At 43.5% G+C, this 21,372-nt stretch carries 18 protein-coding genes and 1 riboswitch; of the genes, 16 read left to right on the top strand and 2 right to left on the bottom strand.

Translation table 11 applies throughout. From position 1 onward, the window contains the following. The first annotated feature begins 17 nt into the window (after positions 1 to 17). The 8 genes from pyrC (at position 18) to pnp (ending at position 10,604) form a co-directional block, all read left to right on the top strand. Entirely contained in the window at positions 18 to 1,298 is a 1,281-nt protein-coding gene (gene pyrC / locus BMX79_RS02625; protein ID WP_246117617.1) for a dihydroorotase, read from the top strand. Continuing rightward, positions 1,295 to 2,386: a carbamoyl phosphate synthase small subunit gene (locus BMX79_RS02620; RefSeq protein ID WP_091478868.1), complete on the top strand. Its 1,092-nt coding sequence runs from the start codon at positions 1,295 to 1,297 to the stop codon at positions 2,384 to 2,386. The genes pyrC and BMX79_RS02620 overlap by 4 nt, the downstream gene beginning before the upstream one ends. After that, positions 2,379 to 5,564: a carbamoyl-phosphate synthase large subunit gene (gene carB, locus BMX79_RS02615; RefSeq protein WP_091478867.1), complete on the top strand. Its 3,186-nt coding sequence runs from the start codon at positions 2,379 to 2,381 to the stop codon at positions 5,562 to 5,564. Before BMX79_RS02620 ends, carB begins: the two co-directional genes overlap by 8 nt. Positions 5,565 to 5,589: 25 nt before the next feature. Further along, positions 5,590 to 6,516: a dihydroorotate dehydrogenase gene (locus BMX79_RS02610; protein ID WP_091478865.1), complete on the top strand. Its 927-nt coding sequence runs from the start codon at positions 5,590 to 5,592 to the stop codon at positions 6,514 to 6,516. Next, entirely contained in the window at positions 6,509 to 7,216 is a 708-nt protein-coding gene (gene pyrF / locus BMX79_RS02605) for an orotidine-5'-phosphate decarboxylase (protein WP_091478864.1), read from the top strand. The genes BMX79_RS02610 and pyrF overlap by 8 nt, the downstream gene beginning before the upstream one ends. A gap of 5 nt (positions 7,217 to 7,221) precedes the next feature. Then, positions 7,222 to 7,851 carry an orotate phosphoribosyltransferase gene (gene pyrE, locus BMX79_RS02600; protein ID WP_091478862.1) on the top strand — a complete coding sequence of 210 codons (630 nt, stop codon included), beginning with the start codon at positions 7,222 to 7,224 and terminating at the stop codon, positions 7,849 to 7,851. 136 nt (positions 7,852 to 7,987) lie between these two features. Then, positions 7,988 to 8,257, top strand: a complete 270-nt coding sequence (gene rpsO / locus BMX79_RS02595) for a 30S ribosomal protein S15 (protein WP_091264966.1) — start codon at positions 7,988 to 7,990, stop codon at positions 8,255 to 8,257. 232 nt (positions 8,258 to 8,489) lie between these two features. After that, positions 8,490 to 10,604 carry a polyribonucleotide nucleotidyltransferase gene (gene pnp / locus BMX79_RS02590; RefSeq protein ID WP_091478861.1) on the top strand — a complete coding sequence of 705 codons (2,115 nt, stop codon included), beginning with the start codon at positions 8,490 to 8,492 and terminating at the stop codon, positions 10,602 to 10,604. A 111-nt stretch (positions 10,605 to 10,715) separates the two neighbouring features. Here the strand turns inward: pnp and BMX79_RS02585 are convergent, their stop codons facing one another. Continuing rightward, complete coding sequence (locus BMX79_RS02585) at positions 10,716 to 11,696, bottom strand: biotin--[acetyl-CoA-carboxylase] ligase (protein WP_170230943.1); 981 nt, start codon at positions 11,694 to 11,696, stop codon at positions 10,716 to 10,718. A gap of 169 nt (positions 11,697 to 11,865) precedes the next feature. On the opposite strand from BMX79_RS02585, the gene BMX79_RS02580 reads away from it, so the two are divergent. The 7 genes from BMX79_RS02580 (at position 11,866) to BMX79_RS02550 (ending at position 19,827) form a co-directional block, all read left to right on the top strand. Then, positions 11,866 to 13,548, top strand: coding sequence for a ribonuclease J (locus tag BMX79_RS02580; RefSeq protein WP_091478858.1), 1,683 nt, complete (start codon positions 11,866 to 11,868; stop codon positions 13,546 to 13,548). Between the two features lie 24 nt (positions 13,549 to 13,572). After that, positions 13,573 to 13,678: riboswitch (TPP riboswitch) on the top strand. An 88-nt stretch (positions 13,679 to 13,766) separates the two neighbouring features. After that, complete coding sequence (gene thiT, locus BMX79_RS02575) at positions 13,767 to 14,333, top strand: energy-coupled thiamine transporter ThiT (RefSeq protein ID WP_091478856.1); 567 nt, start codon at positions 13,767 to 13,769, stop codon at positions 14,331 to 14,333. Between the two features lie 90 nt (positions 14,334 to 14,423). Then, a complete protein-coding gene (gene cls / locus BMX79_RS02570; protein WP_091478854.1) occupies positions 14,424 to 15,878 on the top strand; it encodes a cardiolipin synthase in 1,455 nt (484 codons plus the stop codon). Between the two features lie 473 nt (positions 15,879 to 16,351). Then, a complete protein-coding gene (locus tag BMX79_RS02565) occupies positions 16,352 to 17,518 on the top strand; it encodes a betaine/proline/choline family ABC transporter ATP-binding protein (protein WP_091478853.1) in 1,167 nt (388 codons plus the stop codon). A gap of 12 nt (positions 17,519 to 17,530) precedes the next feature. Continuing rightward, positions 17,531 to 18,163 (top strand): ABC transporter permease, encoded by a 633-nt coding sequence (locus tag BMX79_RS02560; RefSeq protein ID WP_091478851.1) that lies wholly within the window; start codon positions 17,531 to 17,533, stop codon positions 18,161 to 18,163. Positions 18,164 to 18,179: 16 nt separating this feature from the next. Then, positions 18,180 to 19,136 carry an osmoprotectant ABC transporter substrate-binding protein gene (locus BMX79_RS02555; protein WP_091478849.1) on the top strand — a complete coding sequence of 319 codons (957 nt, stop codon included), beginning with the start codon at positions 18,180 to 18,182 and terminating at the stop codon, positions 19,134 to 19,136. 1 nt (position 19,137) lies between these two features. Next, a complete protein-coding gene (locus BMX79_RS02550) occupies positions 19,138 to 19,827 on the top strand; it encodes an ABC transporter permease (RefSeq protein WP_091478848.1) in 690 nt (229 codons plus the stop codon). A gap of 44 nt (positions 19,828 to 19,871) precedes the next feature. On the opposite strand, the gene BMX79_RS02545 is transcribed toward BMX79_RS02550, so the two are convergent. Continuing rightward, positions 19,872 to 20,195, bottom strand: a complete 324-nt coding sequence (locus BMX79_RS02545; RefSeq protein ID WP_091478846.1) for a hypothetical protein — start codon at positions 20,193 to 20,195, stop codon at positions 19,872 to 19,874. 251 nt (positions 20,196 to 20,446) lie between these two features. On the opposite strand from BMX79_RS02545, the gene BMX79_RS02540 reads away from it, so the two are divergent. Further along, positions 20,447 to 21,313 (top strand): DegV family protein, encoded by an 867-nt coding sequence (locus BMX79_RS02540; RefSeq protein WP_091478845.1) that lies wholly within the window; start codon positions 20,447 to 20,449, stop codon positions 21,311 to 21,313. The last annotated feature ends 59 nt before the right edge of the window (positions 21,314 to 21,372 follow it).

Raw genomic sequence — 21,372 nt, 5'->3', positions numbered from 1 at the left:
AACAGGGGATGACACGTGTGTCGATTTTAATTAAGAATGCAGAAATAATTGATGAAACAGGACAGACTCGTCAAGTAGATATATACACTGATAAGGGAATCATACAGAAAATTGGTATGAATCTTGATGATGAAGCTGGACGGATACTGGATGCTGAAGGAAAACTGGTTTCACCTGGACTGATTGATGTGCATGTCCATCTTAGAGAACCGGGATATGAGTACAAAGAAACGATCGAAAGTGGATCAAAGGCAGCAGCTCGAGGCGGATTTACAACTATCTGTGCTATGCCGAATCTCAGCCCAGTTCCGGATACGCCTGAACGATTCAAGAAAATCATAGAGAGAATAGATGAGAATGCGCAGGTCAAAGTGAAACATTACGCTCCGATCACAAGGGAACTGACAAGCAATGAACTGACTGATCAGAAGGCTATGTTAGAAGAAGGAGCCTTTGCTTTTACAAATGACGGTGTCGGAGTTCAGACAGCTGGAACAATGTATAAAGCAATGCTTGAAGCCGCAGAAAATGGGGCAGCACTAGTGGCTCATACTGAAGATGACAGCCTTTTGTTTAATGGTGTGATGCATGAAGGCAAAAGAAATAATGAACTGAACCTTCCCGGCATGCTGCAGCTGACTGAGTCAACGCAGATTGCAAGAGATGTCCTGCTGGCTGAAGCCACTGGAGCTCATTACCATGTCTGTCATGTGTCAGCAAAAGAAAGTGTGCGTGTTATAAGAGATGCAAAACGTTACGGAATCAACGTGACGGCAGAGGTCACGCCACACCATTTACTTTTATGTGATGAGGATATCCCATCTGATACAAGCCAGTTTAAAATGAATCCCCCTTTGCGTAGCAGAGAAGACAGAGAGGCTCTGATCGAAGGTCTTATTGATGGCACGATCGACATGATTGCCACAGACCACGCCCCTCATAGCGATGAAGAGAAAAGCGGATCAATGATCGGGTCTCCTTTTGGCATTGTGGGAAGTGAAACAGCTTTTGCTCTGTTATACACTTATCTTGTTAAAACAGGGAAGCTCAGTTTAAAGCAGCTGATTAGTAAGTTGACCTCCATACCTGCAGATATATTTAAAATGGAAACTGGAAGAATCGAAGTTGGGGCACCAGCGGATCTGGCCTGCTTTGATCTGGCTGGAGAAGAACGTATCTCGCGTGAAGATTTCCTCTCAAAATCTTCAAATACCCCATTTATAGGCTGGAAAGTCAATGGACTTACAGTATTTACAATGGTTGATGGTCAAGTCGTATATGAGGGGGAGAACATATGAAAAAAAGAATGCTCGTACTGGAAGACGGAAATGTCTTTAAAGGATTCGGATTTGGTGCTGAAAAAGAAACGATCGGAGAAGTCGTTTTCAACACAGGAATGACCGGTTATCAGGAATCAATCACTGATCAGTCATACAATGGTCAGCTGCTGACTTTTACTTATCCTTTAGTAGGAAATGCAGGCATCAACAGGGATGACTACGAATCCATTTTCCCAACGACAAAAGCTGTGATCGTCAAGGAATTTGCGAGACGACCATCAAACTGGCGAAGCAGAATGAATCTGGATGAATTTTTAACAGAAAAAGATATTCCAGGACTTACTGGTGTCGATACGAGGCGACTGACGCGAGTGATTCGTGAACATGGCGCTATGAAAGCCATTTTAACGGATTTTACAGAAGAGACAGATGCATTAATCGACCGGCTTAAATCCGTTACTCTTCCGACTGATCAGGTCGCTCAAGTGTCTACTGAACGCCCTTATGTCAGTCCTCAAAATGGACGTCGCGTGATTGTCATCGATTTTGGTCTGAAGCATAGTATCCTGCATGAATTGAATAAAAGAGGATGTCATGTAACGGTTCTGCCGCATGATACAAAAGTAGATACCATACTCAATCTGAAACCTGACGGGGTGATGCTGACGAACGGACCAGGCGATCCTAAAGATCTGCCGTATGCCCATGACATGATCAGAGAACTACAGAAACATGTACCGATTTTCGGGATTTGTCTTGGTCATCAGCTGATTGCTCTGGCGAATGGTGCAGATACGTTTAAAATGACTTTTGGTCATAGAGGATTTAATCATCCAGTACGTGAGATCGCGACTGGTCGAATCGATTTTACGTCTCAGAACCACGGATATGCGGTATCTGAAGAATCAGTCGATAATAATGAACTGAGAATCACACACATTGAAATCAATGATGGAACAGTTGAAGGATTGAGACATCGCCGGTATCCGGTGTTCAGCGTACAGTATCATCCGGATGCTGCACCTGGACCTCATGATGCCGCAGACCTGTTCGACCAGTTTATTGAAGAAATGGATGCATGGAAGGTGGAAGAAACGAATGCCTAAGCGAACAGATATCAAGACGATTGTAGTGATTGGCTCTGGACCGATCATCATCGGGCAGGCTGCAGAATTTGACTACGCCGGGACTCAGGCGTGTCTGGCTCTGAGAGAAGAAGGCTATGAAGTGGTTCTTATCAACTCTAACCCGGCTACGATCATGACGGATAAGGAGATAGCAGATAGAGTGTATATCGAACCTCTGACTGTCGAATTTATTTCAAGAATACTGAGAAAAGAGCGACCGGATGCACTGCTGCCGACCTTAGGTGGACAGATGGGACTGAATATGGCGATTGCGCTCAATGAGACAGGCATACTTGATGAGCTGGGGATCGAGCTGCTGGGTACCCGTCTGTCAGCTATTAATAAAGCAGAAGACCGCGATCAGTTCAGAGAACTGATGAGAGAATTGAATGAACCTGTACCGGATAGCGATATTGTCCATACCACCCAGGAAGCATTGGATTTCGCAGACTCAATCGGTTATCCCGTTATTGTCAGACCGGCATTTACCATGGGTGGAACCGGAGGTGGACTGTGTGACAACGAAAAGGAACTGCGTGACATCGTCGGGAATGGGCTGAAACTGTCTCCAGTGAACCAGTGTCTGATCGAGCGGAGTATTGCCGGATATAAAGAGATTGAATACGAGGTCATGAGAGACTCTGATGACAATGCGATGGTCGTCTGTAATATGGAAAATATCGACCCCGTCGGCATTCATACGGGAGATTCGATTGTCATTGCGCCAAGTCAGACACTGACCGACAAGGAATATCAGCTGCTGAGAGATGCCTCCCTTAAAATCATTAGAGCATTGGGTATTGAAGGGGGATGTAATGTCCAGCTGGCTCTTGACCCGAACAGTTTTGATTACTTCGTAATTGAAGTCAATCCAAGAGTAAGCCGATCCTCTGCTCTGGCCAGTAAAGCTACAGGTTATCCTATTGCTAAACTTGCAGCTAAAATCGCTGTCGGATTGACTTTAGATGAAATGAAAAATCCTGTCACTGAAACGACATATGCCCAATTCGAACCAGCTCTGGATTATGTAGTTGCTAAGATCCCGAGATGGCCTTTCGATAAATTTGAAACAGGGGACCGAACACTGACTACTCAAATGAAAGCGACAGGTGAAGTCATGTCGATCGGTCGGACTATTGAAGAAAGTTTATTGAAGGCTGTCCGGTCACTTGAAATAGGGGTCAGCCATGTACAGCTGGCTGAGCTGGATCATCTTGACGATGACCAGCTGATCAACAAGACAGTCAAAGCTCAGGATGACCGTCTGTTTTATCTTGTTGAAGCCATTAGAAGAGGGTATCCAGTGGAAGAACTCGCGTCACTGACAAAAATCGACTTATTCTTCCTCGACAAACTGCTTCATATCGTCGAAATCGAACAGCGGCTGACGGAAGGTCGGTGGGATCTTGATCTGCTTGCCTATGCTAAATCCTATGGCTTTTCTGACTGGAAAATAGCTGAACTATGGAATGCGACCGAAGATGAAATCAGTCAGTTCAGAGTCATGCACGAGCTTCTGCCGGTGTACAAGACGGTCGATACTTGTGCTGCTGAATTCGAATCATCCACGCCCTATTTCTACAGTACTTATGAAGAGGAGCAGGAGAGCCTGGTTACAGATAAACAGTCAGTGCTTGTCTTGGGTTCCGGTCCGATCCGCATAGGGCAGGGGGTTGAATTCGATTATGCGACCGTCCATTCAGTTAAAGCCATTCAGGAAGCTGGGTATGAGGCGATCATAATGAACAACAATCCGGAAACTGTGTCTACAGACTTTTCTATTTCGGATAAGCTGTACTTTGAACCTCTGACAGTTGAAGATGTCATGAATGTTATCCAGCTGGAAAATCCAGTAGGAGTGATTGTTCAGTTTGGTGGACAGACGGCTATCAATCTGGCTGAACCTTTACAAAAACGTGGGGTGAAAATTCTTGGGACTACTGTTGAAGATCTGGATCGAGCAGAGAACAGAGATGAATTTGAGAAAGCCCTGAAGAGTCTGAGTATTCTTCAGCCTGAGGGGGGAACCGCTGTTACGGAAGAACAAGCGCTGACTATAGCCTCTTCTATAGGTTATCCGGTTCTTGTCCGTCCGAGTTATGTACTTGGGGGTAGAGGAATGCAGATCGTAGATAATGCTGCTGATCTGTCAAGATACATGAATGATGCTGTACGTATATCTTCAGAACATCCCGTACTTATCGACCGCTACCTGATAGGCGAAGAAGTAGAAGTGGATGCCATCTGTGATGGAGAACAGGTGCTGATCCCAGGAATCATGGAGCATGTAGAACGCTCGGGCGTGCACTCTGGAGATTCCATGGCTGTCTATCCACCACAGCGCCTTTCTCAGAACGTGATCGATACGATTATCGATTACACCGAAAGATTGAGTCTGGGTCTGAACTGTGTGGGGCTCATGAATATTCAGTTTGTTATTCACGAAGAGACGGTATACGTTATCGAAGTTAACCCGCGAGCCAGCCGTACTTTACCATTTCTAAGCAAAGTTACCGGCATTGCAATGGCTCAAGTTGCAACAAAAGCGATACTAGGTCAATCCATTCTAGATCAGGGCTATACACCGGGTCTCCATACACTCTCTTCGATGGTCCATGTAAAAGCACCAGTGTTCAGTTTTTCTAAACTGAACAAAGTGGATGCCACGCTGGGACCGGAAATGAAATCGACTGGAGAAGTAATGGGGAGCGACAGTACACTGGAGAAAGCATTATACAAAGCATTTGAGGCAAGCGATATGAGACTTCCGGAACACGGAACAGTCCTGTTTACTGTAGCTGACGAAGATAAAAATGAAGCAGCTGATTTAGCTGCCAGACTTGTCAATATCGGCTATTCAATCACCGCTACCGAAGGAACGGCTCGTAATTTTAAGGAGAGAGGGATTCCTGCTGATCAAATTGAAAAAACTGGTAATCCTGAAGACCAGTCATATGATATTCTTGATCTGATCATGAGTGGACAGGTCAATCTGGTCGTCAATACTATGGGCAAAAACATTGAAGCTGTACAAGACGGTCTGTCTATCAGAAAAAGCTCAATTGAAAAAGGGATTCCACTGATGACATCACTTGATACTGTTTCAGCCATCATCAGTGTTCTTGAATCGCGTACATTTACAACTTCAGCACTTTAAAAATACTTTTAAATGGAGGAGCAATATGACACGACTATCTGTTTCACTACCCGGATTAAATATGAAAAATCCAGTTATGCCTGCAAGTGGGACGTTCGGATTTGGTGATATGTACCATGATTTGTATGACTACGATCGTCTTGGAGCAATTGTGTTGAAATCTACCACCCGTCAGGCAAGAATAGGAAATGAAGACCCCAAATTTCATCCACTAAATCATAGTGCACTAAACGCTGTAGGATTGAAAAATCCTGGTGTAGAAAAGGTCGTCAGCGAAAAACTTCCACGATTACACGGATTCTCGACACCGGTCATCGGGAGTGTAGCAGGAGAGACGGAAGAGGAGTTTGTTGAAGTAGCAGATATTTTAAGCAAATCAGGTGTGTTGAGTGCATTGGAACTGAATTTGTCCTGTCCCAATGTTAAAGAAGGTGGACTGACTTTTGGAGTCGATCCGTCAGCTGTCAGACGTATAACCGAAAAAGTCAAGCAGGTGACATCACTTCCAGTGTACGTCAAACTGACGCCTAATGTGACGGATATTGTGACTATCGCCAAGGCAGCTGAAGAAGGAGGAGCGGATGGTCTGAGCCTCATCAATACAGTTTTAGGGATGAATTTTGACACTAAAACTAGAAAGCCGGTCCTGGGAAATGTCATGGGTGGACTGTCAGGGGAGAGCATTTTTCCGATCGCAGTTAGAATGGTCTATCAGGTATCACGTGAGGTGTCTGTTCCGATTATCGGGATGGGAGGCATCCGCAGCGCAGATGATGTCATTCAGATGTTTCTGGCGGGTGCTTCTGCTGTGGCTGTAGGTACGGCGACATATCACAATCCGGTGGTCATGAATGAAATCATTGATGCGCTTCCGGACCGAATGGCTGATCTCGGCATCGAATCGATTGAAGACTTGATCAGGGAAGTGAAGGAGGGACGTCGGCTTGGATAATGAACCGATCATTGCACTGGATTTTTCCAACTCAAAAGATACTGAAGCGTTTTTAAATCGATTCGATTCTGACACGTTAAATGTTAAAATAGGTATGGAACTGTTTTATCAGCAGGGACCAGAGATTGTCTACCTGGTCAAAAACAGAGGGCATAGTGTCTTTCTTGACATCAAACTTCATGATATTCCGACAACAGTGAAAAAAGCGATGTCCGGCATAGCCCGTCTTGGGGTAGACATGATCAATGTTCATGCAGCAGGTGGCAGCCGGATGATCGCGGCAGCGGTAGAAGGACTTGAAAGTGGGACAGCCCACGGTCGTAAACGGCCACTTTTGCTGGCGGTCACTCAGCTGACATCAACTTCGGAACAGATTATGCAGGTGGAACAAGGAATAAGCTTTACAATGGAAGAGAGTGTACGACACTATGCGAAGCTGGCCTTTGATTCAGGAGCTGATGGCGTAGTCTGCTCGGCTCATGAAGCTGATCTGATCAGGAGTGCAACCGATGACCGTTTTCTTAGAGTGACGCCGGGTATACGTCTGGATCACTCGTCCAAAGATGATCAGGTAAGGGTCGCTACCCCTTCAGAAGCGAGGGAAATGGGATCCACTCATATTGTAGTTGGACGTCCGATCACTCAAGCTGCTGATCCTGCAGAAATCTACAGCACGATTCAAAGAGAATGGAAAGGATAAAGAGAATGAAAACAGAACATCATACCATACCGGAAGAGCTGTTAAGAATAAAGGCTGTCACAGTATCACCAAAAGAGCCCTTTACATGGACAAGCGGGCTCAAAAGTCCGATTTACTGTGACAATCGTCTGACTATGAGCTATCCTGAAGTAAGGGAAAAAATAATCACGGCATTCGTCAATATCATTCAGACTTATTACCCTGAAGTTGAAGTGATTGCAGGAACCTCTACAGCAGGAATACCTCACGCTGCCTGGATTGCAGATCGACTGAAATTGCCAATGGTCTATATTCGCAGTGAAGCGAAAAAGCACGGAACTGGTAAGCAGATAGAAGGAACCTTTCAGCCTCATGCTAAAATCGTCGTGATCGAAGACCTCATATCCACAGGGCAGAGTGTCATCGACGCCGTCAATGCAGCAAAAAGCGAAGGAGCTGATGTACTCGGAGTGGCAGCGATTTTCACGTACGAGCTCGATCTTGGAACCAGTGCCTTTCATGATTTGAATATCGACTATCACACCATCACAGATTATACTTCTCTAATTGACGCTGCACTTAGGAATGGACTAGTGGATCAGGAGGATATGTCGCGTCTGGAAAGTTGGAAAAAGAGTCCGGAAAGTTGGCTTTGATACTTGATTTTTGACCCTGAATCCTGTAGTATTTGTACAGTGTTGACAGCGTCGGCACACTGACCTTTACTTGGTTTGTCGTTTCACCAGCGCTTACTCAGTAAATGGAGTCATAAACAGGAAAGAGGTGGAAAACATGGCAGTTTCAAAAGAACAGAAACAACAGATCATTACTGATTACGCTCGCCACGAAGGAGATACTGGTTCTCCGGAAGTACAGATCGCAGTATTGACTGCAGAAATCAACGAGTTGAATGAGCACGCAAAAACACACAAGAAAGATTTTCATTCAATGCGCGGACTAATGAAAAAAATTGGTCACCGTCGTAACCTTCTTGCTTATCTACGTAACAAAGACATTACCCGTTACCGTGAATTGATCAAGAGACTTGGTTTACGTCGTTAATTTTGTCCTGTCCCATCACGCTGATCTGCATGCTTATGCATAAAGAATGAGCGGGACGACAGACAGATTAATCTTACTAGTTGAAGCGGGATTCTTAGGAATCTCGCTTTATTTACTATAAAAAACAGTCAGGGGCTTAATTGTCTACTATGCAAATGTGAGCAGATGGAAATGGATCAGATCTGCTGACCTTTGTCTAGTAGGTTAGGCTACCTGAACAAAGGAGAATTTCATGTCAAACAAACAAGTATTCAAGACAACTATCGGCGGCAGAGAACTGACCGCAGAAATCGGCCAGATGGCGAAACAGGCTAACGGGGCAGTCCTTGTCCGTTACGAAGATACTGTTGTTCTTTCTACAGCTGTCGGCAGCAAGAACCCAAGTAGTATGCCATTCTTCCCGCTTATGGTCGTATATGAAGAAAAAATGTACTCAGTAGGTAAGATCCCAGGAGGCTTTATCAAACGTGAAGGCCGTCCTTCAGAAAATGCAACGTTAACAGCGCGTCTGATTGACCGTCCCCTGCGTCCAATGTTCGCCGACGGATTCCGAAATGATGTTCAGATCTTTAACACAGTCATGTCTGTGAATCCAGATAACTCTCCTGAAATGTCAGCGATGTTCGGGTCATCTCTTGCTCTATGCATTTCTGATATTCCATTCAACGGACCAATTGCTGGAGTAACTGTCGGACGTGTAGATGGCAAATTTATCATCAACCCGACTGAAGAGGAAACTGAAAAATCAGATATCGAATTGATCGTAGCTGGTACAAAAGATGCCATCAACATGGTGGAAAGTGGAGCGGATCAGGTTGCTGAAGAAGACATGCTTGAAGCCCTTCTATTTGGACACGAAGCGATCAAGGAACTTGTTGCCTTCCAGGAAGAGATTGTTGCTGCAGTCGGACAGGAAAAAATGGACGTGACTTTGCTTCTTCCTGACGAAGAGCTTAAACAGGAAATTATCGGCAAGTATAATGAGCAGATGAAAGAAGCGATCCAGACTTTTGATAAACAGGAGAGAGCTGAAAAAACTGGGACACTGAAAGACCAGATCATCGAAGCATATGAAGAAGAGTACCGTGATTCGCCAGATCATGATTCTGTTGTTAAAGATGTTAAGACCATCGTCGACGGCATGGAAAAAGACGAAGTTCGTCGTCTGATAACTGAAGAGAATACAAGACCTGACGGCCGTAAAGTCGATGAGATTCGTCCACTTGAATCCGAAGCAGGCATTCTGCCTCGTGTTCACGGGTCAGGACTCTTCACTCGTGGTCAGACCCAGGCTCTGTCAGTTGCGACGCTTGGACCATTGAATGAACACCAGATCATTGATGGATTGAGCAGCGAAGACAGCAAGCGATTCATCCACCACTATAATTTCCCGCCATATTCTGTCGGAGAAACGGGTCCTGTCAGAGGACCTGGTCGACGTGAAATCGGTCACGGTGCTTTGGGTGAACGTGCACTGTCTTACATCATTCCTAATGAGGAAGACTTCCCGTACACTATTCGTTTAGTAGCAGAAGTGCTTGAATCAAACGGATCTTCTTCTCAGGCAAGTATTTCTGCCGGAACACTTGCACTGATGGATGCCGGTGTGCCGATAAAAGCTCCAGTCGGCGGTATTGCTATGGGTCTAGTTATGGACGGAGACAACTATACCGTTCTAACTGATATCCAGGGACTGGAAGATCACCTTGGCGATATGGACTTTAAAGTTGCCGGTACAAGACAAGGGATCACCGCTCTGCAGATGGATATCAAGATCGAAGGAATCACGAAAGAGATTCTTGAAGAAGCACTTGTACAGGCTAAGAAAGCCCGACTTGAGATCATCGATAACATCGAGGAAGAAATTCCAGAACCTCGCAAAGAATTGAGCCAGTATGCTCCTAAGATCGAATCAATTAAGATCAAGCCTGATCAGATCAAAGTCGTTATCGGTAAAGGCGGCGAAACGATCAACAGCATTATTGATGAAACGAATGTTAAAATCGATATTGACGAAGAGGGTAATGTCTCTATTTACGGTCAGGATGCTGAAGGAATCAAGCGAGCAATCGAAATTATTGAAGAGCTGACTGAAGAAGTGGAAGTCGGCAAGATCTATACTGGAACGATCAAACGAATTGAGAAATTCGGTGCGTTCGTGGAGATCATTAAAGGTACAGATGGTCTGGTCCATGTTTCAGAACTGTCTGATAAGTATATTAAAGATGTTGCCAAAGAATTTTCTGTAGGCGATGTGCTTGATGTAAAAGTAACGGAAATTGATGACAGAGGGCGCGTCAACTTGTCCCGCAAGGCTGTCCTGAACGGAAACAACGACGAAGCCTAATTGAACTTGGCTTCTATCAATCAATAATATAAATATAACCCGCATGGCTATCCTTACGAGGCAACTGCTTACCGTAAAGAAGAGACATGTGGGTTATTTTACATAACTGCATCAGATATAGCCGGACTGTCCTCTGACTGAGAAATTCAATGAGTTTAGACGGTCTGTTTCGTTGGTATCCCGGTATCGGATGACTAGTTCTCCTTCTTCACTGATGTCGATGACTCGGGCAGATTTCGAAGTTTGGTCGTGATGAACAGCGATTTCCTTTCCGATCAGTCCTGACTTTTCTCTGCAGAGGGAAATGAAAGGGGAGGCGTCCATCGACTCGTCCCAGGCTGTATAAAATTTGTCAAACCAGGATAGAAAGCTGGTGATGATCGGATTAGGATCGATGACTCTATTTTTTTCAATTGCCAGAGAAGTGGCTTTAGATTTCAATTCTTCAGGCAGTTCATCTCTTGAAAGATTGGTGTTTATCCCGGTCCCGATCACGATGCCAGTCAGTTCTGAGCCGCTGAATTGAGATTCAACAAGAATACCGGCCACTTTGCGCCCGCCGATGACTACATCATTGGGCCATTTAATAGATGCAGGCCAGTCCGGTTCCAGTGCTTTCACAAGAGCAGCAGCGGTCAGCTGAGTAAGCAGTACTGCCTGCTGACTGTCGATATACGGTTTAAGTACAATAGAAAGAGCTACGGACTTTCCGAGATCAGCATGCCAGGATCGGCCCAGCCTCCCTTTTCCTCTGTACTGATGATCAGTCAGGATAACTGATCCATGAGCCAGATCTTGAAGATTATCTAAAGCATAGGTATTTGTCGAATCGATTCTATCGAAGAATTCAAGCGATCGTCCAATAGCGGAGGCAAGTAGATTCTCAGCTACGGATTCTTTATTGACTAGAGGCAGGGTCAGTCTACATCTGTCCTCTTCGGTCTGAATCGGGTAGCCCTGCACGTTAGCTTCATTAAGTAACAGTTTTATCTCTTCTGTTTTTATATGAAGGGTTTTACCGACCAGATCAAAAGAAACGAAAGATGGATAGTCTGATTTAAGTAGAGCGATAAAAGATGAAATGAGTGACATGTCAGACTCCTTTGTAAATAAGTTCATTAGGCTCAGTATACCTGATAAGTAGGCATTTGCCTATATCTATGCTATACTGAAACTGTTAAGCACATAACAGGCAAACGTACATAGGTGAAATAAACTATAAAATCAAATGCTGTAACAAGCGTATTAGAGGTGGAAGATTGTGAGTAATATAAAAATTATTCCTCTTGGAGGAGTAAGAGAAAATGGTAAAAACTTGTATGTACTGGAATCTGGAGACGATATTTTCGTCCTGGACTGCGGACTGATGTACCCTGAAGATGAACTGTTCGGAATCGATGCCGTCATTCCTGATTTCAGTTACCTTGAAGATAACAGAGATAAAATAGCTGGAGTCTTTCTGACTCATGGGCATGAAGATGCAATCGGCGCACTGCCTTATTTCCTGGATACATTCAATGTACCCGTATTTGGCTCAGAGCTGACTATAGCTTTAGCTAAGCTGTTTGTGGGTCAGTCCAATCTGACAACATCATTCGATGACTATCATGTGATCGATGAACACACTGAAATCGACTTTAACGGAACAACAGTCAAGTTCTTCCGTACGACCCATACGATTCCAGATTCAATGGGTATCGCTGTCCATACAGAAGAAGGAAATATTGTCTATACTGGAAACTTCAAGTTCGATCAGAGTTCTCAGGACATGTACAGTACAGATCTTTCTCAGATCGCGGACTTAGGTAAAGAAGGTGTGCTGGCCTTGCTGAGTGACTCTGGTGACGCAGAAAGTCAGACTGAAAATGTGTCTGAGAAAAAAGTTCAGGAAGAAGTTCTAGATATCTTTCAGGATACCAGCAGCCGAATCATCGTAGCTGCAGTTGCAAGCAACATTTTGAGAATCCAACAGGTTCTAAATGCAGCACACAGTTCAGGTAGAAAAGTGTTCATCACTGGAAAGAACCTCGAAGCCATTTTGAAAACTGCCATGGATCTTGACAAGCTGACTCTGCCGGATGAGAACCTAATCGTACCGATCAGCAAGATCGATAAATACGATGACGATCAGATTCTGATTCTCGAAACGGGATCAGCTGGTGAACCGATTAAAACATTAAACCGTATGGCTACAGATAATCATGATCAAGTCAATATCAAAGAAGGGGATCTTGTCTTTATTGCTACCAGTCCATCTACAGCGATGGAAGTTATGGTAGCTGAGACTGAAAACCTGATTTACAGAGCCGGCGGTACAGTTATTAAGTTATCAGGCAGACTGAAAGCGTCCGGACACGCGACGCCTAATGATCTGCAGCTGATGATCAACTTGCTGAAACCGACTTATTTCATACCGATTCAGGGTGAATACAGAATGCTTGCTGCTCACGCGGACCTGGCAAATGAGACAGGTATCCCTTACCAGAATATCTTTATTTTGAGTAATGGAGACGTCGTCAGCTATGCTAAGAATAAAATGACACAGAGCGGACAGGTATCTGCAGATAATACATTGATTGATGGTATTGGAATCGGTGATATTGGAAACATCGTCCTGCGTGACAGACGTCTTTTATCAGAGGACGGTATTTTTGTTGCAGTAGTCACCATCGACCGTAAAAAGCAGCGTATCGTATCTGACCCTCATATCGTGACGCGTGGATTTGTTTTCGTTAAAGAAAGTCAGGATCTGATCAATGAATCCACAGATATTGTTAAAAATATCGTTAAAAAGAATCTTAAACATAATGATTTTGACTGGGGTTCAATCAAGCAGGATATCCGTGAAGGCTTGAATAATCATCTATTCAAGAAAACGAAGAGAAGACCGATCATTCTTCCTGTTATAATGGAAGTCAATCAGAATAGACGCTTTACAAGATAAGTTTTTGGTATATAATAAAAACAGATACTGTACTAGGGGAGTCAATAAATTGGCTGAGAGTGAACTGTGAGTTCAGACCCTTCGAACCTGTACGTTCATACGTGCGTAGGAAGAGTACTTGACTGAGATCGACAATCTGGAGTATGTACAACTATGCTCTCAATATGTCATTATCTCCTTCCCTAGTTCAGTAAACTAACTAGAGAAGGAGATTTTTTATGCAGAACAGACAGTTGAGGATTTATCTGGAAGGGACACTATTTGCCGCATTAGGGATGGTGCTGTCCTGGATCCCCTCAGGAATAGGGTCGTCTTTCAGTGTTTCTTTAGGCATGATTCCTCTGACATTCTACGCCATCAGGAGAGGACTGGGACCGGGAATATTCGCCGGTTTTTTATGGGGAATCCTTCATTTTGTTACTGGCTCAGTATATATGCTGAATGTGTATCAAGTCATTATTGAATATACGATTACCTATGCAAGCATTGGGTTGGCCGGATTCTACTCCAAGGACATTCTTGAGGGGATCAGAAATCAGAAAGACAGACGTGTAAATTTAACGATCGTTGCTGCTGTTCTAGCAGGAGCCGTTGCACGATATTTCTGGCACTTCATAGCCGGCTGGATATTCTGGGGAGACTATGCCTTATGGGGCTTTAGTGCCTTTACATTCTCACTGGTTATGAATGGTCTTAGTATGCTGGCAACTGCCGCTGTTACCATGATTGTTCTATTGATGCTGTATGAGCGGTCTCCACTGATTTTTGTGCCAAAAAGCAAATAACCCCTGTTGGCTTAAGATAGTGGACAGGAGGTTACAGGCTAATGTACACTAAGATAAATAACATTACCATAGTGTACAAAGGAGACCTGTATGACGATTTTAAGCACGATTTTCTGGGGCTTTATTTTTCTGAACTCGGCTTTAGCCATATTTACTGTGTTTAAAGAAAAGGAACGGGACATTGCAGCAATCTGGGCCTGGCTGCTGGTCATTACGATGCTGCCTGGATTCGGATTTTTGATCTATCTGTTTTTAGGAAGGAAAATATCAAAGGAATCTATTTTTGATCTTCGAAGTCAGGATCGAATTGGGATGCCTCAATTAGTCGAGTCACAGAAAATCCTGATCGAATCAGAGAACCTTGATGTTCCTGAATCAAATTATCAGGACAAGACATTTGAGATGGTTCGCTTATTTCTTGAAAGCAATCAGGCTGTTTTAACAAAAGGCAATAAAGTAAGAATCATCAGTGATGGAGAGGAAAAGTTTGATCAGCTTATTAGAGACATTGAAAAAGCGCAGCATCATATTCACGTGACCTATTATATTTTCCGAGGAGACAATATTGGTTTGAGGCTTTTAAGAGCTCTCGAAGAAAAAGCTAAGCAGGGTGTTGAGGTCAAAGTGTTATACGACCCAGTTGGTGCCAGAGTATTGGGCAAAGACTTCTTTGATAAACTGAGAACATACGGTGGTCAGGCTGAACCATTTTTTGGTTCTAAGTTTTTCCTGATCAACCTGCGACTGAACTATAGAAATCACCGGAAGATCGTGGTTATTGATGGAAAGGTCGGCTATACTGGTGGTTTTAACGTAGGGGATGATTACCTTGGCATGTATGAAGATATGGGGTATTGGAGAGATACACATTTGAGAATAGAAGGTAATGGAGTTCTTACTCTGCAGACCCGTTTTCTGATGGACTGGAATGCTTCTGTTAAAGATAAGCAGGTAAACTACGAGGAAACATATTTTCCTTTTTCCAGTTTAAGAGGGTCTACGGACATGCAGATTGTTTCCAGTGGACCAGACAATGAGATGCATGCCATCAAGAAAGGATTCATCAAAATGATCAGCATGGCTAAAGAATCCGTGCTGATTCAAACACCTTATTTCATTCCTGACGAAGCGCTTATGGAAACAATTAAAATAGCCATTCTGTCAGGAATAAAAGTAAAAGTCATGATACCGAACAAGCCTGATCATCCATTTATTTATCGTGCTACACTAAGTTATGCTGAAGAGCTGGTTAAAAGTGGGGCAGAAGTTCATATTTATGACAAAGGGTTTCTTCACTCGAAAGTTATCGTGATAGATGGAGAAATTTTATCAGTAGGGACAGCTAATTTTGATATCAGAAGTTTCCGTCTGAATTTTGAAGTCAATGCATTTATTTATGATCGTTACCTTGCCAAGAAACAGGTCAGGCTGTTTGAAGAGGATGAGAAAAATTCATATTTACTCACAGAAGATATGATCGACAATTACTCCAAATGGGAAATTTTCAAACAGCAGTTTTCTCGGCTTTTTTCACCCATACTTTAAATAATATTCACGTCTGTTCATCCTGTTCAGAAGACCGTCCGGTTCTTCCTATGGGTTTGAACAGACGTTATTTTTTTGGTAGCTTTACATTTTCTCATTTCATTGTAATTTAATTATCTAAATTTGTTTTTTATATGCAAAAATATAAAAAGGCTTTCAATGTTGATCTGTAAGCTGAAAATGCTAATAAACGTATCATTTGCAATTGCGTCATCTTTCTGTAATAATTAATAAGGACCTTTTATTTGCAAAAATATGTATGATAGAATGCATATAATTGCTTATGGAAACTAAAATAGCCAGAAGGTAGTCATAATTATTAAAAAAATGTGAGAAACCTACTGGTACATAATCCAGTTATGTGTTTGAGTCTGTGTGATGGTGAGGAAGGTCTATTCCTTTGGTGACTTCATACAGTTTTTTTATGGGTTAAACTCAGAGCATAACAGAATAAATGTAGAGGAGATACGATCATGATCGAGTTCAAGAATGTATCAAAAGTGTATGGAGATGGAACAAAGGCTGTTGACGATGTAACGTTCACGATCAACGAAGGTGAATTTGTTGTCCTGATTGGAACATCAGGAAGTGGGAAGACTACGACAATGAGGATGATCAACCGTATGATCGATTCGACATCGGGAGAGATCCTTATTGATGGAAAGGATATTAAGCAAGAAGATGCCGTGCAGTTGAGGAGAAAAATCGGGTATGTTATCCAGCAGACTGGCCTTATGCCCCATATGACAGTTTACGAAAATATTGTCATGGTACCCAAGCTGTTAAAGTGGGACAAAGAAAAAATGCAGGAAACTGCAGAACGATTACTGAAACGAGTCGATATGGGACCGGAATTTCTTGACCGTTATCCACAGGAGCTTTCAGGTGGACAGCAGCAGAGGATCGGTGTCATCCGAGCACTTGCTGCTAATCAGGACATCATTCTCATGGATGAACCATTCGGAGCACTGGATCCTATAACGAGAGATGCTTTACAGGAACTGGTCAAGCACCTCCAGGAAGAGATGGGACGTACGGTTGTATTCGTTACTCATGATATGGACGAAGCACTTAAACTGGCAGACAAAATTGCGATCATGTCAGAAGGAAAAATCATTCAATATGACACACCGGATAACATTCTAGCTGAGCCTGCAAATGAATTTGTCGAAAGCTTCCTAGGTGAGGACAGACTTCAACAGCGATCAACGATGCAGACCGTAGATCAGGTTATGGTGAAAACACCTATTTCGGTCACACAGGATATTACACTGGGAGAAGCTATTCGTGTCATGAGAGACCGAAGAGTAGACACATTATTTGTGACTGATATGAATAATGTACTGCAGGGGCTGGTTGATTTCGAAGCAATCAATAAAAACAGACAGAAAGCGTCAACTGTTCAGGATATTGTGTCTCATGTCTATTATGTAAAATCCGGCACCCTGCTGAGCAGTGTGGCAGACAAGATGCTCAAGCGTGGATACAAGAACATCCCAGTTGTCAGCGAAGAAGGCAAATTGGAAGGGCTTGTCACACGGGCGTCACTAGTAGATATTGTGTACGATACAATCTGGGGAGATGACGAAGAAGTGGAAAGCATTCCTCTAGAAACGACCCAGTTTTCAGAATCAGAATAGGAGGAGACCTCAGTGATCGATTTTCTTAACAACTACGGTGCTCAGATGATGCGACTGATCTGGGAACACTTATATATATCAATAGTAGCATTAGGATTAGGTGTGATCGTAGCAGTGCCGATCGGTATCCTACTTACACGAACGGATAAACTGGCGACATTTTTCATCGGTCTGGCTTCCATACTTCAGACTGTTCCGTCACTGGCACTGCTGGCTCTGATGATTCCATTTCTTGGGATCGGACAGTTTCCAGCTATCATGGCACTCTTTATCTATTCGCTCCTGCCTATTCTCAGAAATACGTATACAGGCATGAAGGGTGTGAATCCTGATCTTGTAGATGCAGCCAGAGGAATGGGGATGACCGAATCCCAGCTGGTCAGGAAGGTGGAACTCCCTCAGGCAGCTCCAGTAATCATGGCGGGTATCAGACTGTCAGGAACTTACGTTATCGCCTGGGCAGCTCTTGCATCATATATAGGAGCAGGTGGACTTGGAGATTTCATTTTTAATGGGTTGAACCTCTACATTCCTGAACTGATCATAGGAGGAACGATCCCTGTGACCATCCTGGCTTTACTGGTGGATTTTGTATTAGGACGAGTAGAGAAGAAGGTTACACCTAGAAACCAAGTCACAGAATAGAGAAAGGCTGATAATAATGAAATTTAAGAAAAATTTGAAACTTGCTGCTTTGAGTTCTGCAGCAGTATTGATGACAGCTTGTTCTCTTCCTGGTCTGGGAGCAGGTCTGACTGAAGAAGGTAATATTACTATTGCTACTCAGTCATCTACTGAGATGGTCATCTTAGGATACATTGTACAGGGCATGGTCAATCACTACTCTGATATCAATGCGGATGTTATTCAAAATCTCGGGTCATCCACGATGGTGACACAGGCACTTGCGCAGGGAGATGCGGATGTCGCTGCTGCAAGCTACACGGGAACTGCTTTGACAGGAGAGCTGGGTATGGATCCAATTACGGATCCTGATGAAGCAAGAGCCGCTGTAACAGAAGGATTTAGAGAACAGTACAATATGAAATACTTCCCGTCCTATGGTTTTGAAAACACTTATGCATTTCTCGTAACGAGTGAACTGGCAGAAGAGTATGGACTTGAAACAATAAGCGATCTCGAACCCATTGCTGAAGACCTGACTGCTGGAGTCGATAATTCTTGGATGGAAAGAGAAGGAGATGGCTACAGAGCATTTCTGGAAACATATGAATTCGACTTCGATACCGTCTACCCCATGGAGATAGGTCTAGTATATGATGCAGTTCAGTCCGGCAACATGGACATCGTCTTGGGGTATTCTACAGATGGACGAATCGCCAGCTATGATCTGGTATTTCTGGAGGACGACTTAAATTTCTTCCCTCCATATGACGCAAGTCCGTCAGCTCTTTATGATACTCTTGAAGAGTATCCTCTCCTCGAGGACATCCTGTTGAAGCTTGAAGGAGTCATAGAAACGGAATATATGCAGGAAATGAACTTTATCGCTGACGAGTATCTTATTGAACCGGCCACTGTAGCTACAGAGTTTCTTGAAGCTAATAACTACTTTGAAGACAGTGAACCATATCTCGAACCAGCAGGAGGGGAATAAGATGTTAAATATTGAAGGGCTAGATGAATTATCGCAAATGAATATCGTCCAGCAGCTGATTTACTACGTTCAGCAGAATGGCCCCTATCTATGGGATCAGTTTGTCCGTCACTTTCTTATCTCGATTTACGGTGTGCTGTTTGCCGCTCTCGTTGCTATTCCTCTGGGATTTTATATAGCGAGACACAGTAAACTGGCTGATTGGGTAGTAGGAGCAGCTAACGTGATACAGACCATACCATCTCTCGCAATGCTGTCGATCCTAATGCTTGGGTTCGGGATTGGTGTCAACACAGTAATTATCACTGTATTCCTGTATTCACTTCTTCCGATCGTTAAAAACACTTATGCGGGTGTGAAGAATGTAGACAACGCTTTGATGGATGCTGCAAAAGGGATGGGAATGACCCGCTGGCAGCAGACTTACAAAGTGGAGCTGCCCATGGCATTATCGGTGATTATGGCTGGATTAAGGAACGCTCTGGTCGTAGCTATCGGTGTAACTGCTATTGGAACGTTTATCGGTGCAGGTGGACTAGGAGATATTATCCAGAGAGGCGTGAATGCTTCTCAAGGAGGAGCAATCATCCTGGCCGGTGCTATTCCAACTGCACTCATGGCTGTTGCAGCTGATCTTGTCCTGGCATGGCTTGAAAGAAAACTGAATCCGGCCAGTCGGGTGAGCAGATAATCAAAAAACAGCTATGGAGATGATCTTGTCTCCATAGCTGTTTTTTATTTTGTCAATCTGATATGTCTGATGTCTTTGGCATTAATTAAGTAAGTAGTTCGTGATGAAGCTGTTTTTATAATGACTTGAGTTGAATGAGGTGAAAATACTGGTATCCCTATAAACTCGTTGATCTGATCTGAATGAGCAGTAGGGTTGACCTGAACGATAATACGCTGCTGTTTTTTGACAGACTGCTTAAGGAATAAACCCAACTGACTTTTTGGCATCTGCGGCTGAACTTTAGATAAACTGGTAGAAAACAGAGCGCCGTATCCTTTCCTGAAAACATCTACAATATGCTGTGTTTCAATAGCTAATTTACTCATGATCGTCCTCCCCGAACATATGTTACCTTTAGTATAGCTTGCGAACATACATTCGTCAAGAGTCTCATGCAGTTTTTTTGTGATTGTCTGGAACACGTTTGTCTAATGAGATTCTCAAAAGCTTATTGACTATAGGAATGAAGGAACTGAAGATAAAACTGAAGTGGGGAGGATATTTTAGTGCTTTTGTTTCTATTTAACTAAAAAAAACGTATAATAGGAATGAATACATTATAAGGAGTGGGTATTTTATGGATTATCAGCTGATAACCGATTCCTGTTGTGATCTTCCGCTGGAATTAGTGGAAAGATTCGACCTGGATATTGTCAACTTCACAATTACTATCAGTGGAGAAGAGCTGATCGATGATATGGGAAAAACGTTCGATAAGACGTCCTTTTTTAATCGACTTAAAGAAGGAGAGACTGCTTCAACATCACAAGTCAACGTTCATGCCTATCTCGAAAAGTTTAAGAAATATGTAGATGAAGGTAAGCCGGTTATTTACTTAGGGTTTTCTTCAGAATTGAGTGGGTCACTTAATAGTGCCCGTCAAGCCAAGCAGATGCTTGAAGAAGAATATGATGATGTGGATCTGACCATCATCGACACACGGGCAGCCAGTCTTGGAGAAGGCCTGCTGGTCTATGAAGCTGCACTGAAAAAAGAGGCAGGTATGAGTAAGGATGAACTGGTCAATTGGGTCGAGGATAATAAGCTGAACTACCATTCCTGGGTCACAGTAGATGACATTAAACATCTGCAGCGAGGAGGAAGGATCTCAGCTACTGCAGCTACAGTTGGTTCACTGCTCAATGTCAAGCCGATCATCATCATGAACCGTGAAGGAAAGCTTGTCCCGTCCTCAAAAGTTCGAGGCAGGAAGAAGTCACTTCAATTCCTTGTCGATCAGACAGTCAAGAACATAAGAGATGAAGAAGAGCATGCTGTCTTTATCGGTCATGTTGGAGTGCCTGAGGAAGCTGACTTTGTCAGAGAGAAACTGCTTGAAAAAGTGAGTCCTAAGGAAATTATTGTATCAAGCTATGGTCCGACAGTTGCAGCCCATACAGGATTTGGCTCTTTATCCGTCTTCAGTTATGGAGAAGAACGGTAACAGTCACTTTCCCCTCATTACAGTAGTCCTGAATAAAGAGACTGCTGATAAGTTTCAGT

The organism is Alkalibacterium pelagium, assembly GCF_900109325.1.
GTDB lineage: Bacteria > Bacillota > Bacilli > Lactobacillales > Carnobacteriaceae_A > Alkalibacterium > Alkalibacterium pelagium.
This window is presented reverse-complemented; position numbering and strand designations above follow the sequence as displayed.

Coding starts and splice junctions, on each gene's coding strand:
- thiT (WP_091478856.1), top strand. CDS start 13,767: ATGCAGAACAGACAGTTGAGGATTTATCTGGAAGGGACACTATTTGCC.
- cls (WP_091478854.1), top strand. CDS start 14,424: ATGACGATTTTAAGCACGATTTTCTGGGGCTTTATTTTTCTGAACTCG.
- BMX79_RS02555 (WP_091478849.1), top strand. CDS start 18,180: ATGAAATTTAAGAAAAATTTGAAACTTGCTGCTTTGAGTTCTGCAGCA.
- BMX79_RS02620 (WP_091478868.1), top strand. CDS start 1,295: ATGAAAAAAAGAATGCTCGTACTGGAAGACGGAAATGTCTTTAAAGGA.
- BMX79_RS02585 (WP_170230943.1), bottom strand. CDS start 11,696: ATGTCACTCATTTCATCTTTTATCGCTCTACTTAAATCAGACTATCCA.
- pyrE (WP_091478862.1), top strand. CDS start 7,222: ATGAAAACAGAACATCATACCATACCGGAAGAGCTGTTAAGAATAAAG.
- BMX79_RS02565 (WP_091478853.1), top strand. CDS start 16,352: ATGATCGAGTTCAAGAATGTATCAAAAGTGTATGGAGATGGAACAAAG.
- BMX79_RS02545 (WP_091478846.1), bottom strand. CDS start 20,195: ATGAGTAAATTAGCTATTGAAACACAGCATATTGTAGATGTTTTCAGG.
- BMX79_RS02540 (WP_091478845.1), top strand. CDS start 20,447: ATGGATTATCAGCTGATAACCGATTCCTGTTGTGATCTTCCGCTGGAA.
- carB (WP_091478867.1), top strand. CDS start 2,379: ATGCCTAAGCGAACAGATATCAAGACGATTGTAGTGATTGGCTCTGGA.
- pnp (WP_091478861.1), top strand. CDS start 8,490: ATGTCAAACAAACAAGTATTCAAGACAACTATCGGCGGCAGAGAACTG.
- BMX79_RS02550 (WP_091478848.1), top strand. CDS start 19,138: ATGTTAAATATTGAAGGGCTAGATGAATTATCGCAAATGAATATCGTC.
- BMX79_RS02610 (WP_091478865.1), top strand. CDS start 5,590: ATGACACGACTATCTGTTTCACTACCCGGATTAAATATGAAAAATCCA.
- rpsO (WP_091264966.1), top strand. CDS start 7,988: ATGGCAGTTTCAAAAGAACAGAAACAACAGATCATTACTGATTACGCT.